The 16846-nt window shown below is 54.0% G+C and carries 8 protein-coding genes; 2 read left to right on the top strand and 6 right to left on the bottom strand.

Annotation, left to right across the window (positions count from 1 at the left end; translation table 11 throughout):
• Positions 1–92: 92 nt before the first annotated feature.
• The 6 genes from FYC48_RS09000 to FYC48_RS08975 form a co-directional block, all read right to left on the bottom strand.
• Complete coding sequence (locus FYC48_RS09000; RefSeq protein WP_149496366.1) at positions 93–1781, bottom strand: sulfatase family protein; 1689 nt, start codon at positions 1779–1781, stop codon at positions 93–95.
• Between the two features lie 310 nt (positions 1782–2091).
• Positions 2092–3486, bottom strand: coding sequence for a DUF1501 domain-containing protein (locus tag FYC48_RS08995; RefSeq protein WP_149496365.1), 1395 nt, complete (start codon positions 3484–3486; stop codon positions 2092–2094).
• 96 nt (positions 3487–3582) lie between these two features.
• Positions 3583–6393 (bottom strand): DUF1553 domain-containing protein, encoded by a 2811-nt coding sequence (locus FYC48_RS08990; protein ID WP_235034160.1) that lies wholly within the window; start codon positions 6391–6393, stop codon positions 3583–3585.
• On the bottom strand, positions 6380–8095 hold the full coding sequence (locus tag FYC48_RS08985) for a LamG-like jellyroll fold domain-containing protein (protein WP_149496364.1): 1716 nt from the start codon (positions 8093–8095) through the stop codon (positions 6380–6382). Before FYC48_RS08985 ends, FYC48_RS08990 begins: the two co-directional genes overlap by 14 nt.
• Positions 8092–8634 carry a sigma-70 family RNA polymerase sigma factor gene (locus tag FYC48_RS08980; protein WP_149496363.1) on the bottom strand — a complete coding sequence of 181 codons (543 nt, stop codon included), beginning with the start codon at positions 8632–8634 and terminating at the stop codon, positions 8092–8094. Before FYC48_RS08980 ends, FYC48_RS08985 begins: the two co-directional genes overlap by 4 nt.
• Positions 8635–8962: 328 nt before the next feature.
• On the bottom strand, positions 8963–12349 hold the full coding sequence (locus FYC48_RS08975) for a beta-N-acetylhexosaminidase (RefSeq protein ID WP_149496362.1): 3387 nt from the start codon (positions 12347–12349) through the stop codon (positions 8963–8965).
• A gap of 296 nt (positions 12350–12645) precedes the next feature.
• Between FYC48_RS08975 and FYC48_RS08970 the strand changes: the two genes are divergently transcribed.
• Together FYC48_RS08970 and FYC48_RS08965 are read left to right on the top strand one after the other, a co-directional pair.
• A complete protein-coding gene (locus FYC48_RS08970; protein WP_149496361.1) occupies positions 12646–13431 on the top strand; it encodes an AraC family transcriptional regulator in 786 nt (261 codons plus the stop codon).
• Between the two features lie 1992 nt (positions 13432–15423).
• Positions 15424–16842 carry an efflux RND transporter periplasmic adaptor subunit gene (locus FYC48_RS08965; RefSeq protein ID WP_149496360.1) on the top strand — a complete coding sequence of 473 codons (1419 nt, stop codon included), beginning with the start codon at positions 15424–15426 and terminating at the stop codon, positions 16840–16842.
• The last annotated feature ends 4 nt before the right edge of the window (positions 16843–16846 follow it).

The raw sequence follows: 16846 nt of genomic DNA, 5'->3' as shown, positions 1-16846 counted from the left end.
AGACGTGCTGCCCTCACCGTTGATCTATGACGACCTCTAACTAAGAAAAATACGATTCGCTATTTCGAGGTGCTTTTGATTGCGGTCGCTGTTTACTTGCCGGTCCAAGTTCGCGGCGATCGCTGATCTTTGTCGAGTTCTTGGAGACGCTGTTGGAGATAACGACGCGAAAGTTGTACGGCTTTTTCTCGGTCTTCTTCATCGAAGTCCCAGAATTCTTGGACGATCGCTTCACTCTTGGGGTGATGACTGCCGTCGTCACCGATTTGTCGTCGCATCTCGGCGAGCTGCTGTTTGAGCCGCAAAACTAATTCAGCATTCCCTGGGTCATCAATCAGGTTTTTGGTCTCGTGAGGGTCGTTGACGAGGTCATAGAGCTCCCAACCCGGCGGTGTCTGGTAGCCACCGTCGTAATTGCAACCGTAGAAGTAGATCAGTTTGTGAGTCTTGGTACGAAGTCCGAGGTGTGCTGGATTGTCATGGTGAGCCATGTGCATCCAATAGCGATAATAGGCAGCTTGTTTCCAAGCGTCTGGTTCATCGCCGGTTTCAAGTAGCGACCGAAACGAACGACCTTGGACCGTATTAGGGATTTCGGCGGAAGCGAAGTCGAGCAGGGTGGGAGCGAAGTCAACATTTTCGATGATAGTATCGAACCGACCGCCAGCTTCGATCGACTTTGGATAGCGAACCAAGAATGGCATCCGTTGTGACTCTTCGTACATCCAGCGTTTATCTTGATAGTCGTGCTCGCCGAGCATGAATCCTTGATCGGCGGTGTAGACGATCAAGGTGTTGTCAAGTTGCCCCGTGGATTCGAGGTACTCCAGGATCCGTCCTAAGTTATCGTCGATTCCTTTGACACAGCGAAGGAACTTCTTTAGGTAGGCGTTGTACGCGAATCGAGTGTTCTGTTCGTCGCTGTAGTCAGCCGGATCATAGTTTTTTGGGAACTCATCTGGATAGAGATCCGGTAGGTCGCGTAGATAGGAACGCCGCGGATTTCGGTTCCCGATCGAGGTACCAACATGAGGAAGCAGCTCATCATCGGCACCACGGGTTGCCAGCGAACCGAACTTTGGGTCACGATTCCACAGTGTTTCGGGTTCTGGAATGTCAACGTCGGCAAGGTAAGATTCATAGCGAGGCGCGTTGTCAAAGTAATCGTGCGGTGCCTTGTAGTGATGCATCAAAAAGAATGGCTTGTTTTGATCTCGTCCCGCTTGAAGCCACTCCAGCGTCAGATCAGTGATCGCATCGGTAACATGTTTACCTTTGAATTCAATTGTGTTCTTGCCCCAAGGTTTGTCGCCACGCACACGGAAGATGGGGTCGTGATACCGCCCCTGTCCCGGCAGCACGCAATAGTGATCAAAATCAGCCGGTTCGGCTTTGAGGTGCCACTTGCCGATCATTGCCGTTTGATATCCCGCACGTCTCATTTCGATGGCCAGCATCTGTTTTCCAGGATCGACTCGGCCTGAAAGGTCAAACGAACCGTTGATGTGGTTGTACTGTCCGGTTAGCACGCACGCACGGGAAGGCGAACAAATTGAGTTCGTGCAAAACACATTCGTTAGCAGAGCGCCTTCATTTGCCAATCGATCCAGATTGGGCGTAGGAGCGATACTTGCTAACCGTCCGCCATAGGCAGAGATCGCATGGGCAGCGTGATCGTCCGACATGATGTACAGGATGTTTGGCCGGTCAGCTTGGACCGGACGCACGCTGAAGAACGCCGCAGCGAACAGACTGAAAAGCAGAACAACGGTGGATTTCATGGAGCGGAGAAGAGTGGATGGGGGTGGGACGTGAGATAGTGACGTGGCTTCGAGAGACTTGTAGGTCGCATCGAAACGAGTGGCATCGAACCAGATGACCGCTTGTCGCGCCGTTTACGAAGGTTCTTGATCAATCGACTAGGGGGCCGCTTGATTTTCTAATATCGCCTTTCACTCTGCGAAAGCAGCGTCCCTCATCGCAATGTTTTGCGAAGCAGGACGCAACCTTGGGAGAGGTCTGATTTAATACTCAACAGACTGCTAGCCGTCGCTGAGTCTTGCGGGATGATGAGCGACGGATCTGGAAACGCTATCCGATCAGTTCGTGGATGACTTCGCCACCGAACTGGCTAAGTTGTTTGTAGCGGCCGGCGTGGTAGTACGTCAGCTTATTATCGTCGAGGCCGAGCAGGTGCATCATAGTGACGTGGACGTCGCGAATCGGGTGAACCACTTCGACCGCTTCGGCAGCGATCTCGTCGGTCGCGCCGATAATCGAGCCTTTCTTGACGCCACCGCCTGCAAACCACATGTTCATCGCGTCGACGTTGTGGCCCCGGCCGAGTGCGGTCACTCCACCGCGATAGTTATTGTCTGGCGTTCGACCAAACTCACCAGTCCAAACAACGAGTGTGTCTTCCAACATACCGCGTTGCTTAAGATCTTTGATCAATGCCGCGATCGGTTGATCGACGCTGTTGATTCGCGATGAGTGACCACGTTCCAGGTAGTCATGACTGTCCCAACCGCCAGAGAAGATCTGGACAAAGCGAACGCCTTCTTCGACCAGCTTTCGCGCCATCATGCACTGCTTTCCAAACGCCGCCGTCTCTTTGCGATCGAGTCCGTACGACTTGTGAAGGTGCTCCGGTTCCTTTGACAAATCGATGATGTCGGGAACCGACATTTGCATACGAAACGCAAGTTCGTAGCTTTCCATCCGCGCCGCCAATTCGTCGTGCTGCGGGTGGGCTGCGGAATGATGGGCATTCAGTTTGGCAAGTTGATCGAGCGCCTTGCGCTGATGATCGCGGGTTTTAAAAGCGGGAGGATTCAAGTCAAGAATCGGCGAGCCCGTACTTCGCAAACGTGTGCCTTGATAGTACGCCGGCAAGAATCCGTTCGTCCAGTTCGCCGGACCAGCCTGTGGCAGTGCGAGTTCGGTCATCACGACGTAACCCGGCAGATTCTGATTCTCCGTTCCCAAGCCGTATGTCGTCCAGGCACCGAGTCCGGGATCTCCTCCAAGGCGGCTTCCGGTGTTCATGTGAAGCAAGGCTTCGGGGTGATTCAGCGATTCTGCTTGGCAACCACGGTAAACACAAAGCTCGTCTGCGACTTCGGGATCCGCCATGAACTGCCACGGATCGGACATCTCGATCCCCGCATTTCCTACCTTACGAGACTTAAACGGGCTACCGACGTAGAAACGTTTGCCGTTAGCCAAGCCTGCCGTCCGAGTCGACTCGGTCCGGTGCAATTCGTTGAGTTTTGGTTTCGGATCAAACGTATCTGCTTGCGACGGGCCGCCTTCCATGAACAGCATGATGACCGCCTTCGCCTTGGGCTTGTGCATTGGAGGCTTCGGTGCCAATGGGCCCGTGGCGGTCGAGCGTTGCTCGGCCGCTTGCAAATCGGTCAGCGCGAGTGCTCCGAGTGAAGAGCCAAGCCCGTAGAGAAAGTCGCGGCGTGGGATCGTGGCCATGGGGTTTCCTTCTGCGATTGACGGGAGGGTATTGGTGGGAACGAATGATGATCTACGTATTGAAATGCTGGTTTCGCAAACCAGTCGGTTGGCGATCTAGTAGACGTAGATGAATTCGTTGGAATTGAATAGCAACAAACAGACGTCGGCCAAGGCACGGGTATCGGCATCGACGGTCCATGGTTTTGCGTCAGGGACATAGTCCTCGTACACGTTCAGCTTTTCGATGAACTCGAACGGTTCGCCGGTGAATTCCTCGACGAGCGATCGAGTCACTTCGGTCGGATAATCGACCGGTTCGGGCGACTGCTGCCGATGGTAGGCACGCATTTCGAGCAAATACGCATGCAGGTTTTGAACCTCCTCCGACGTCGCCGACCTTCCGTAGGCAAGACGGATGGCTTGCCGAATCCACTGCTGCGTATCATCGCCCTGTTCCTTCTGAATTCGCAACGCAAACGCAATCGACCGATCGGTCATCATGTCACTATTGAGCAATGTGAACGCCTGCGGTGTGACGGCTGCCGAGTCACGAAGCTCGCACGATTCGTTGGGATTGGGTAGGTTCAGAATCTCTAAGAACGGGTCCGCTTGACCGCGCACTCGGTACGTGTAAATCGTTCGTCGGTTTCGTTCGTCAGGCGTTCTCGAAGGCTGATGTGCCGGGGCAATTGAAAACTGGATCATTCGCGGTTGCAGTGCGACTTCCATGTTGATTTCGGGCATGATCGGTACCCCGCCCATTTCAAAATTCATTTCCCCGGTGGTTAACAAGATCGCATCCCGTAATTCTTCGGCCGTCAAACGACGAGGCGGAAACGACGCCAACAGATCGTTGTTCGGGTCGACGGTTCGCTGCGTTTCGACGTCGGCCGGCACGGCGGATCGGCGATAGGCTTTCGAGGTCACGATCATGCGGTGCAAGCGTTTTAGCTTCCAACCGTGTTCGATGAAGTCTGCAGTCAACCAGTCAAGCAATTCGGGGTGTGTCGGTTTGCTGCCCTTTGCACCGAAGTTATTCGCTGTCTTGACCAAGCCCTTCCCAAAATGAGTTTGCCACACTCGGTTGACGATGACTCGTGCCGTAAGTGGGTTTTCATCGCTTGCGATCCAGTTTGCCAGGGCCAAGCGACGACCGGAAAGACCATCGGGGATGGTGAAGGGGTCTTCGGCGTTCGGGTTGACAGCGAGTCCAGTCGCACTGAGCACTCCCGGCCCGACGGGATCTGCGGGCGCTGTTAGGGCGCCGCCACTGAGGATAAAATTCCCGGGACGCCAGTTCTCGTTGATCTTCTTCGCACGACGGAGTTTGCGCGAGTTCTTCCAATCATCTTGCCCGTTGTAAACCGCTTGGGCCATCGGCTTGTAGCGTTCCAAGCGTCGCTCCCAGATCCATACGTCCTGTTCGCGAACCTTTTTGATGCCCTTCTCTTCGGGAGTCAGTCCGACGTGACGCGGCGGCTTTTGATCTTCGGGATCATCTTTTCTGGCATTCTCATTCTTGTACGGAAGGTTATGTTCCTCGTACCATTGCTTCGCTGCGGCTTCTTGCTTGTCGTTGACTTGTTTAAGTTCTGCCTTGGCAAAGGCGAGAAGCTCGGCGACCAAGGCTCGTTTTTCTTCGAAGCCGTTAAGATTTTCTTCGCCGAGAAACTCGGCATCGAGTTCTGCCGGCTGCGTGGTCGCGAACGTCGCATAAAGTCGATAGTAATCCCGCGTCGGAATTGGATCAAACTTGTGATCATGACATTTGCAACACCGCATCGGCATCGCAAGAAACGACTGCCCGACGTTGTGAACCAAGTCGTCAAGGTAAATTTGACGTGCCTCGTCTTGAGGGATCATTGCCGTGCCCCACGGCCCCATTCGAAGAAAGCCTGTTGCGACGATCTTTTCGGGGTCGTTGGGATCGAGTTCATCACCAGCCAGTTGCTCACGGACGAACTCTTTAAATGACTTGTCTTCGTTAAAGGAACGAATCACATAGTCACGGTATCTCCACGCATTGGATCGTTCATAGTCGTTGGAGAAACCTGCGGTATCAGCGTACCGAACGATGTCAAGCCAGTGTTGAGCCTGACGTTCTCCGTAATGATCGCTGTCAAGTAGTCGGTCGACCGTCTCGTTCCAAGCATGTCGTGGTGAAGTCTTCGTGGCCGACAAGAAATCCTGCGTTTGCTGTGGTGTCGGCGGTAGTCCGGTCAGATCAAAGTAAAGCCGACGGATCAGTGTCCTCGCGTCGGCTTCGGAAGCGGGCCGCAAGTCTGCTTCGTCAAGCTTTCGGTCAACGAATCGATCGATCGGATTCGACGAGGAATCATCGACAACGGGTAGGCTTGGCTTTTCGACCGGACGGAACGCCCAAATGTCGTCGGCCCGGTATCGTCGGTAAGTCCAATCGCTCGACTGTCCGCCGCTCGATGCGACGATCACGCCATCTTCGTTTTCGGTAACCGCCCACTCGTCTGCCTGGATCGCTTGTTGCGTCGCTGCATCGGGCCAAGGCGCGCCGGCTTCGATCCACTGACGGACTTGTTCGATTTGGACTTCGGTCAGCCGGTCGTTTTCTTTCGGCGGCATCTCGTAGCCTTCCCAGCGGATCGCTTGAAAGAGCACGCTCTCATCGGCATGCCCTGCGGTCAGAGAGACTTCTTCTGATTCGCCGCCTTTGATCAACGCTTCTCGGGTCAACATGCTGTACCCGCCGCGCAGATCATCCGGATCGTTGCCATGACATCCGAAGCACTTCTCTTTGAACAACGGAAGCACTTTCAACGTGAACAGCTCGTTCGCCTCCGCTTCGGTTAGCGCCTCGGACTGTTCGGCGTCGGCACGATTGGCGTAGCCGGCGAGGACAAACAGCAGCAAGAAAACAGGTCGTATAAGAGTCAAACTACGGTTTCCCATGAAGGTACATCTCCTGAATTTCCTGAGCTGATAATGCATCGGCGAACACGGCAAACTCATCCAAGCTGCCGTTGAGATTACGAATCGCAAACTCGGCGTCTTTCCGCGTGGGGATCGACCAATTGCCAATGGAGGCGGCGCCGATCTTGGTGCGTTTGACGACTAAATCCTCCGCGATTGATTCGCGATGGATGGGCTTGCCATTGAAATAATGAATGGTCTGGCCGTTTTGGGCGTTGTACGTCGTGGCAAGATGGATCCAACGTCCGCTTAACGACGGGTTCCAGAACGGCGGTGATAACACCGGTTGGTGTGTCTGCTTACGAGCTTGTGGGCCTCTCGCATCGTCCGCCTTGTGGCGAACGGAAAAGAACAGTTGCCCGGTATCAAGGATCTGCCAGTGGGGTTCGCCTTGATTGTAATGATCGGTCAGAAACAGCGAGTTATACCATCGATCCAAGCTGTCGATTTTGACCCAAGCCGCCAGTGTCAACGATTCGAACTGACCGGGAATTTGGACACGGACACGATCGCCGGGCTTCTTGAATTCCAACGCGCCTTTTTGATTCCATCGTCCGGGGACTTGGTTGGCGCCAACGATCGCGCCGTCCAGTTCTTCGTCGTACGGATCGGCACTGCTTTGTAGCTGGCGTTGCCACGGTTCCTGTTGGTCAAAGGCGTAGTAAGCGATCAAGCGTTCGTCGCGGCGAAGCTTTTCGCTGTACGACTGCCAACGCCGAAAACGTGTGACTTCCTGCTCGCGCTGCTTGGATTCCAAAGCCACGATGTCAACGAAGCGTTCCGGTGATACCTGCGCGTCTTGCATTTCGCCTTGTTCGCGGCGAACAATTGCTTGCCCGGTCGTTAGCGTGCGTTTTTCGTGGGTCGGTTGATGCAGTTCGACCTCGCCGTCAAAAACTTGCACGTCAGTACCCTCAGGCGAAACCGAGATTCCAAATTCGGTTCCCAGGTCGACCACTTTCAGATCGGCGACGTCAATCGAGAATCCCCTTGCTGCCGGCGGTACCTGGGCTCGCAAACGACCCTGGTGAACACGTGCGAGCATCGGAGTTTCGAGATCGATCTCGGCGGGACCTTCGACGATCACGGTTGCCCCACAGAAAAACTCGATTTGGGCCAGTCCGCTCGCGATTGAAAATCGCCCCGGACTCAACGCATCACCGACGTCAATCGGTTCCTGATCGCTTTCCCAGGTGACATCGACCAAGCTTTTGATGATCGCAATCCCGCTAGACGTCGCCTCGCCTGCCCCATCACGTTCCGATGGCGGAATGACGGTGGCGATGCGACTAGCGCCGCGTCCTTCGAGTTGATTTTCCAAATACAGCAGCCGCGCCGCTTGGACGCAGATTACGACCGCTGCTGCGGCGGCAAACCAAACGAACAAACGCGACGAAGTCCTCGTCCGACGAGGGGACGTTTTGGCCGGTTGTGCGTTTTTAGATCGAACGCTTTTGGTGGGATCGAGGTCGACGTCTTCATCGTGTGATAACGAAGGGGAAAGCCCCGTTTCATTTTCGCTTGCCAGTGCCGCTGTCAGCATCTGGGATCGGACAAAGTACTTTTGCGCCTCGGCATCATCGCGAAGGATTTCGCGCAGACGCTCCGTCTGATCGGTCGTCATCGTTCCCGATTCCCATTCGATCAGCAATGTTTCCAGTTCTTCGATTGGCGATTTCATCGTTGGCCCTCCGAAGCGATTTGTTGTTCGACGCATTCCCCCAACTGGCGCCGGATACGAACCAGGGCAACTTTGATCGCAGCGGTAGTCCGGTCAAACGTCTCGGCCAATTGGTTGACCGTCATGGCCTTGAAATATCGTCGCTCCACAAGGTCTCGGTTATTCGGAGTCAACTTTTGAATGCACGGACGCAATGCATCGCGAAACGCATCCATCTGCGTGGCTTGCTTCTCGACCTCGCCGCTGATCGCTTCGACAAGTTCTGCGTCCAGTAAGACGCGGTCACGCTTCTCGTCGCGGATATGGGCAAGGACTTGAAAGCGTGCGATCGCGAAAGCCCACGGAAGAAACGGTTTCTCAGGCGCGAATTCGGCGATTTTTCGCCATAGAACTAAGTTCGTTTCCTGAACGACATCTGACGCAAGGCTGTGATCACCGAGCAGTGAATACACGTAGCCGTAGAGCCGAGTTTGATTCTCGGTCAGATGGCGGACGAACGCTTCGTGATTCGTCGATTCGTGTTGGCTTTCTCGCTCCATAACTCCTCCTGTTGCGTGCATTTACCACGGGGAACAGGAAGGTTACACGAATTTCGCCGGAATGACGGATTTAGGCGATTTTCCCCGCCCGGAACGATCCGTCGCGGTGGCCAGGCAAACCCCTGGTGCTACGGCGGGTGCCGCAGCGATGACCACGGTCCGGCAAGTCGGACGCAGAATGGAACGGAACGAAAATCGCAAATCTAGCTATCGACCGTCATGTCGAATCGCGACTCTCCTTGGGTCGGCAGAAGCCGTGCTCACGCTATCATCGATGACCGCAAAGCGTAATGTGAGAGTCGACGAAATCGATTCGAAGATTCGGTGGCTATTTGTCGGCGACGAGCTTTGAAACGATCGCAGGCAAATCGTTTTCCGCCGTCGACCAGTCGACTTGTTTCATCAGCTGCCGCTGTCGTTGTGACATCGGCAGACGCCATCGATCTGCAAAGACGAAGGTCAAATCTTTTTCGGCAGCAGCCGACGCACAAACGAGCCAATTGAAAACCTGAGTTTTCGAAGTCGCAATATTGGTTGCCTTCGCTGGATCGCATTTCCGCATCAGGTGAAAAAACTTTGTGACCCATTGATCACCGAAGTCTCGTCTCAGCTTTAGCATCGCGGTCGCATACATCACCGGCTGGTCACTTGGGTGAATGGTGTTGCCCTGCGAGTCTTTTAAGCGATTACTTTTCTCCCCGGCCCCAAGGTTTGTGAAGGCATCGTAAAAGCCAACATTTGATTTTGCGTAGACCTCTTCGCAGGCTTCGATGGTTTCGCGAGTCCGAACGTCGAGATCGTCGCATCCAAGCTCATCCATGCAAACGTAGCGCATGAACACAGCGAATCCCGTCGTGAACAATGAATGTCGATCTCCAAAGACAAAGTAGTTGCGCCCCATCTCGTAGAAATAGTAGTGTTGAAAGCAGTCCGGGTGCTTTTGGAAATTGGGGAGATCGACGCTGTAAAACGCCGCGACTTCGATTCCTGATGCACCGACGTATCCACAACCGAGTCCGCATGACAGGTTCGGTTTGGGGAGGGCGCAAATGGTGGGTTTCCCATTGAACGTTTTGAATTGCCGGGGCTCTGTGCCAATCAAGTCGGAATACACTTCCCAGGCACGATCAAGACGCTCGACAAAACGCGCTAACTCGCTTGCATCGTAATCGCCTTTTCGAGTGACCAGGACGACACGTTGACCTTCCCAGGCCAACATTTCGAAGTCCACTTTCGACGCTGTCCAGCGATCGGGGTAAAAAGCAAGCTTTTGGAAGTTGACACCTTTGGCCTCGATTTGATTCGCTTGAGTGTTGTTTTCGGGGGCATTGCTGCGTTTTGGCAGTTCAATGTAAGGAAGAACAGACCGGCGATCGTCGGTTCCCGGGATCGTCGTCGAAAGCGAAAGCACCGGCCTTGGCATCCCCGTCGCATGATCGATCCGAAGTTGGTATCGCCGAGATGCCTTCAGTTCCACTGAGCCTGTTTTTCCGATTTCCGTGTTGGGCGAATTCTCGATCAACGCTTCACTCTGTTCCCAGCGATGGTTCTGATTTTGATCGAGATAAAGCGTCGCACGCCCGCTTTGGGTCTTCAACTCGAACAAGTACTCGCCGCTGACCGGCGCGACGAAATCGCAAACCAGCATTTGTCCGATCACCGATTTGTGGTTCAGCGGCCCACGGATGTACGGCATCGAATACTGGCGAAGAATCTTATCTTTGGGGAGCTTCGTCATATCGGGAACGAGATCGAAGACCTTGTCATCAAGGTCAAAATCCGTCACAGAAACTTTCATCGGCCAATTGGCAAAGAACGCCCACGAGTGACCTTCGACAGGTGTATTGTCCTCGCGAAGGAGTTCGGCTCGAATCCCAAATTCGCCCGGGATGGCAACCGGTTCTTCGTAGTTGGTTGTCGGTGAAGGAACGGGGTCGAATTTGGGTGATTCTTTCCAGCCGGTAAAGTTGCCTTTGGAGTACCGAATTTTGCCATTGATCTGCGTACGGTTTCGCAGCGTCACCGTCGCGGATTCCCCTGAATAGTGGCGGAACAAAACTGAAACCGGTGAAGACCGATCTGCTGCCGGTAAAATTTCGACCGGCTGGACGATAGGCAATGTTTTTATCTGCGACTGCGTTGCCTGCGATGCGAAATCGTCGTAGCTAAAGCTCGCATCTGGATTCCAAAGTCGTTGGGCAAACACGGGCACACGAGGCAGCAGGTAATGAATCGTACTGCCCTCACGTTGTTCCCAGTAAAGCAACATCCCGCCAATGATCTGATCTTCTTTATCAATCCAGCTCGCGTCCCAAAGGTGATCGCCTCGGATCGGATCATTGGGGCCAACGTCCTCGTAGATGGGGCGTCTCGGTTCCCAATGCATGAACGTCGAGCGGTTCCAACGATAGAGGTCTTGTAGCGAGAACTTTCCCACACCGCCGGAACCTGCATGCATCAAGCTCCCGTATCCGCCGACCAGGTACGTTGGTTTCCAAGACGCATTAATCAGTTGATAGCCATTACGCAGCAGATCCCAAGGCGTGTTGTAGGAACTTTCCCAAGCCATCACGATCACGCGGTCTTCCCCCGTCGCCGGAATTTGGTCCGTCGGTGCACCATGGAACCCCTCCCAGACCAACAGTCGTCGTTTACCTCCCGTCGGGTTACCTCGGACGTGTTGGTTGATCGACGCGACAAGCGGAATCAGTTTCTTGCCCGCGCCGGATTCATCGCCCCCCATGTGAAAGTAGGGAGACGACTTGAATACACTAAGAACGTCATCGATGAGGGTGTTGATCTTTGCAAAATTAGCCGGATCGGCGATAGCCGCATGACCTTGGTCCAAGGGGCGAAGGTAACCCGACTGCATGATTTTGGTGGAGTGCCCGGGGACTTCGATTTCGGGAATGAGTGTGACACCGCGGGCGTCAGCGTAGGCAACCAGATCCAGCAATTCGTTTCGTGTGTACGCGTTGTTCTCGATCCCACTGGATTTCAGTCCTTCGATCACCGGCGCAAACGGAAATGTGAATGATTGGTCGTCGGTCAGATGAAGTTGGACATATCGAACTTTGTAGAGTCGTGCTAGGCGCACGACGTCCTTCACGACACCAATACTGATCGGATTTCGTGCGACATCGATCAAGATATTACGAAAGCTCGCTTCCGCCTTATCCAGCACTGACAAACACGGGATCGAAGGTTGCCTTTCTGAAACATCAATCAGCTGCAGAAGCGTTGCCGTGCCATAGGCCACGCCCTTGTAATACTGGCTTTCAATCACGATGCCTTTTGAATTCACTTCCAGCGAATAAGACTGGTCTTCATCGGCTTCCGTCGCAGCGAAGTCACCAGAAATGGGCGCGAAGCGGAGCTGGATATCGTGCTTTTCGCGCGATGTCGTTTCGGTGATCGCCTTCACGGTCAGTCTCAGCCCTGTGGTGATCTCGATCTCCTCAGCCAACACGTTCGCCAGTGGTTCAAGAGAAGCTTCCAACACACGTGGAACACCTTGCCGAGCATCAAAGTAGATCGTCGAATCTTCGCTCAGCGTCGCGAAGCCGTTTCCCATTTCGAACGACTGGGGTGTCGGGACCACGATTGGGTGCGGGACGTTTTCCGCGGCGGCACAGAATTGGCTAGCTGCGTACCCGGCAACCATCACGACACATCCAACAAGATGGTGGATGGTTTTGGTGTATTCAAAACTCATATGACTTCTTTGCAATAGACAGATTCGGCTGAACAGCAACAACGCCGGTGACGCGTCAACGGGAGAATCAGAGCCTTCGCCCAATAACGACAGTCTCTTTCGGCCACATCAACAGAAAATCATGTGATTGACCAAAGCGAAACGGGGACCCGCGCTGTCGCTGCGTTGGACGTCAGGATTGAAGAGAGTTTTTGCTTCAATGCCCGTCGACGAGAAGGTATTATACGGATCCTGCGGAAAAACGAGTCGCAGCATCCGCTTTGGATGTCGCAATTCTGGTCAACAGAGGAGGAAGCGTGTCGTTAGAGGGGGCGATCATTACCGAAGTCACGTTGGTCGACAAAATCGAGCGGTCACGAACGGGAGAGTTCCGGAGCCAGTCATTACCGGACCACTTGCTGCACATCTGCATCAGCGGAGAAGTGGACCAAGTCGCCGCCGGTGTTGCACAACGCTTCGGCGCGGGACAGGCGATTTGGTATCACGAGAACGAGCCAATCAGAGGCCGAGTGAGTGTCGCGCCATGGATTTTTTACACAGTCAACTTTCGTGCCCCGGCTCTACCGCCACCTCCGCTGACTCGCCGAGTGAGTCGCGTCACAAACGAAACCATTGATCGAATGCGGCGACTTCATGAGGCTTGGCTAACGACCAATCTTTCACCGGTGAGGCGGCATCTTCAGGTGCATTCGGTACTGTGCGATGTCATTTCCGATTTACTTGCAGAAGAAGAACAGCACCACCGGATCGATCGTCCGACTCAACTTTGGTGGGAGATCGAGTCGCGACTGCGTAGCCGATTGGACGAACCCATCGACCTAAAGCTCTTGGGTGAGCTCAGCGGGACTTCTCAGCGAAGCGTCGCTCGGGCGTGCCACCTTGCGACCGGGATGTCCCCGATGAAACGAGTCAAGCAGATGCGGTTGAACTATGCCCGTGGACTGACTCAGTTGTCAAAAATGTCGATGACGCATATCGCGCTTCAGATTGGATACTCGCGTGTCCAAGAATTCAGTCGTGACTACCGGGCCGCTTTTGGATGCACGCCATCCCAGGACCGAAGTGCGGGGCCGGATTACTGAACGGTTTCCGGTCGGCTGCGATCGGGAAACACTTCCGATCGGTGCCAGAAACCACCGCTTGATTGGCAGAAGCGAAGCGGCAAGCCAGGTCGAGCGAGAACTCGGCGATCGCGACCAGAGACGGAGAGTTCCAAAGCAATATGGCCGGTTGCAAATCATGCCAACCGGCCACATCGCGAGTCTCATCGTTTCGAGCGGAGGACATGGGACTCGAACCCACAACCCCAATGGGGCAACTGATTTCGAATCCCCGAAAGCCCATCGCAGTGGACGAGTGATAGCGGTTTTTGCAGGATTTCAGAGAATTCCTAACCCACGTAGCACACCGAATAGCAGGCAATCGGGGTACCGTCACCCGTTGCCCCGCTAAATCGTGACTGGTTTCAAGCAATCACGATAATCAAACGGAGACAACGATGGCCCGCAAACTTTTGCGGGTTCAAGCTTGTTCGATTGAACGGGAGGTCCGTCTAAAGGCGACACTGCCGGATCTCGCTTCACCAGCGATCACCAAAGGAACCAATTGGGCACTTGGCGCCGATACTCATCGATCAGCCCTGCCCGATCGAACGCTCGGATTCTGTAAACCGCGGAAGCGAAATTACTTCGCCTCGATTCCCTGTTTTGGACACCACACACTGAATGTCACAGTAATCATTCCGTCCCAATGCCCCTCACCCTGTTCGGCGCTACGGTCTAGGTTATCTTCGCACCGAAACTACCCTGAGATTTCATGTGGGTTTCTCTCTCCGCGCCCGATAGCGTTCGCGTAAACCTGATTCAGAGATTCCCGGATTTAAGTCAGTCGATTTTGTTATCATCTTCGCGACTGTCTCAGGGATCATTTAGTGAGAACGGAATGCTACCCTTTGCGATTCCCCTGTGAAACTTCGATTGCTGCAAGGTACTTTACGACGACGAATTTAAGCCATACTAGACCTGGTGCCAACTCCAGGCAGTCAACCAATTGCCTCCGTGTGGGCTCCTTTGCAGCTCGATAATCAGTTGGAAATGGGTTTCGTGCCACTCACGAGACAAAATAAAGCGGGTCAAGATCTGCACACTTCTCCGAAAATGGTCCGCAAATTCTGTAAACTATGCCGCGAGATTTTCGTGGTCTTTCGCTGGCCGATGCAACCGATTTCATTTTAGATCGACGGGAACACACGTCGGTGTCCTTGCCATCGTCAACACCAGATAGTGTGCTGAGCTCGAACCCTGGATTCGGCATAGATGACTCCATTTAGTGACGAATTCCAGCGATCGATGGTGGCCACAGACTCTGACGCTACCTTTCCTTTTCAAATCCCTCTTGGACCGGAAGCGAACTACGGCGTATGATGATGGGGTTTTAATCTTCAGAGATAGTCTTTTGAATCGACTGCTAACCGTACTGCTGCTCCCCTTTTTAGTGTTTGGGAATGCTCTTACCCATTCGCACGGGGCTGAGGTTGCACCTACGGATCACGCGGAACGCCCTCACATCCACATGGATTTGAGGACTCCCTCACACGATCGTCATCACCGCGGTCACCACCATCATCATGGTGAGGGAAGCAGGAATGACTTCGAGAAAGAAAGCGACATTCAGCTGCCGATCGACCATGATTCTGATGCAGTTTACCTGGGCATTGGGCACCCATTCTTGCCAACATCAGCTGGCCAAAGCATCGATTCTGAAATCGATTGCATCGGTTTCTGCACGACCGTCACAAGCGATTCGGCAGTTCCCCTAACGTGTCACGGTGTTTGTCCTGATCCGCCGCTTCGGACAGGCCCTCCTCTCTTTCTGTTGCATGCTGCGCTGAGATTGTAGGCCGTTTGAGCTGCGAACGCTCGGTTCGCCTTTCAATCGTCCTTTCTCAATCCAATCTCAGTCTCGTTGCCGCCTCTTCGCGTCAACGACTAATTCATCGCAAGCAACTTTTTGGATCCCCGGTTCAGTCTGTGCCGTCAACTCTTGCGCACTGGCCGATCGGGCCGTAACGCAATATGCAAAATCACAAAGTACTAAAAGCCTTAGTCGGCTCGTTCTTGATTTGTGTCGTTCTTGGTTCCATTTGGGTGATGCGTGAGCATCTCTTTCCGGCCTCGGATATGGAACAATCAGCGACAGACAAGGCGAGTGCGTCTACATCGGAACTTGAAATCTTAGAACTGGGATCGCAAGCGCGAAAGAACCTGAACTTGGTGGCCAAGTCGGCGCGCCCCGCGGACTATTGGCGAACCATCACGATCCCAGGAGTCGTTCAAGACCGGCCTGGAGTCTCGGATCGAGGCGTCACTTCTCCGGCCATTGGTGCCATTTCACAAATTCACGTTTACCCAGGAGACACTGTACGGCCGGGAGAACGACTGGTGACCATTCAGTTGTTCAGCGAGTACCTACAATCCACGCAAATGCAGTTATTCAAAGCGTCAGAGGAAATCACGCTCCTGCAGCGAGAGACTGATCGCCTTTCATCGGTCGCATCCACCGGCGGCATATCTAAATCAAGAATCATCGAACTCAACAACGAAGTCCGTCGACAGGAAACGCTTATCAAAGCTTCCAAGCAAGAACTCCTCAATCGCGGTCTTGCTCCAGCGCAAGTAGAACAGATTACGCGCGGTAGTTTCGTTTCTTCGATTGAGGTCGTGGCCCCACCACCCCGAACGATTGCCTTGGAACAGCGCCCTGCGACTGAGCCAACCGTCTCCCAAGCGAGCTTCGTGCTTGATGACCAATCGACCGACTCGATTGCCTATGAGGTTCAGCAATTGTCCGTCGAGTTGGGGCAAACAGTTCAAGCAGGGCAGTTGATTGCCGAGCTTTCCAACCATCAGCATCTGTATGTCGTTGGCCACGCGTTTAAACGTGAGGCAGGTTGGTTGGAACGAGCGGCTCAAGAAGGTCGGCCTGTCGAAATTGAGTTCGCCGATGATTCTGCCGAAGTCTGGCCGCCGGTCGATCAACAGTTTCAGATCCGCCATCTCTCGAACACCATCGACGCCGAAAGCCGAACGTTCGATTTCTATGTTCCGTTAGATAACCAGTCCCGAAGCTACGAGAAAGCTGGCGAGACCTTCCTCGTCTGGCGTTTTCGCCCCGGACAAAGGACTCGCATCCAGGTTCCTGTCGAGAAACTGGAAAACGCTTTCATTCTTCCCTCGGAAGCCGTCGCGCACGAAGGACCTGAGACCTTTGTCTATCGGCAAAACGGCGACCTGTTCAATCAAATCGCCGTCCACGTACTTCACGAAGATCGCCGGCATGTCGTGATTGCCAACGATGGCAGCATCACTCCGGGGACCTTCCTTGCTCAGAATGCGGGCGCATCGCTCAGGCGTGTTCTCAAGTCGCAGTCGGCCAGCGGTGAACAACCTGGTCTCCATGTCCACGCCGACGGCACAGTCCACGCGGCGCACTAGAAGA

Source organism: Roseiconus lacunae (assembly GCF_008312935.1).
Taxonomy (GTDB): domain Bacteria; phylum Planctomycetota; class Planctomycetia; order Pirellulales; family Pirellulaceae; genus Stieleria; species Stieleria lacunae.
Note: the sequence above shows the minus strand (reverse complement) of the source record. Positions and strands in the feature narration are given on the sequence as shown.

Bases quoted from the DNA above. Each gene is read 5' to 3' on its own strand.
- FYC48_RS09000 (WP_149496366.1), bottom strand. From the start codon at position 1,781: ATGAAATCCACCGTTGTTCTGCTTTTCAGTCTGTTCGCTGCGGCGTTC.
- FYC48_RS08995 (WP_149496365.1), bottom strand. From the start codon at position 3,486: ATGGCCACGATCCCACGCCGCGACTTTCTCTACGGGCTTGGCTCTTCA.
- FYC48_RS08990 (WP_235034160.1), bottom strand. From the start codon at position 6,393: ATGGGAAACCGTAGTTTGACTCTTATACGACCTGTTTTCTTGCTGCTG.
- FYC48_RS08985 (WP_149496364.1), bottom strand. From the start codon at position 8,095: ATGAAATCGCCAATCGAAGAACTGGAAACATTGCTGATCGAATGGGAA.
- FYC48_RS08980 (WP_149496363.1), bottom strand. From the start codon at position 8,634: ATGGAGCGAGAAAGCCAACACGAATCGACGAATCACGAAGCGTTCGTC.
- FYC48_RS08975 (WP_149496362.1), bottom strand. From the start codon at position 12,349: ATGAGTTTTGAATACACCAAAACCATCCACCATCTTGTTGGATGTGTC.
- FYC48_RS08965 (WP_149496360.1), top strand. From the start codon at position 15,424: ATGCAAAATCACAAAGTACTAAAAGCCTTAGTCGGCTCGTTCTTGATT.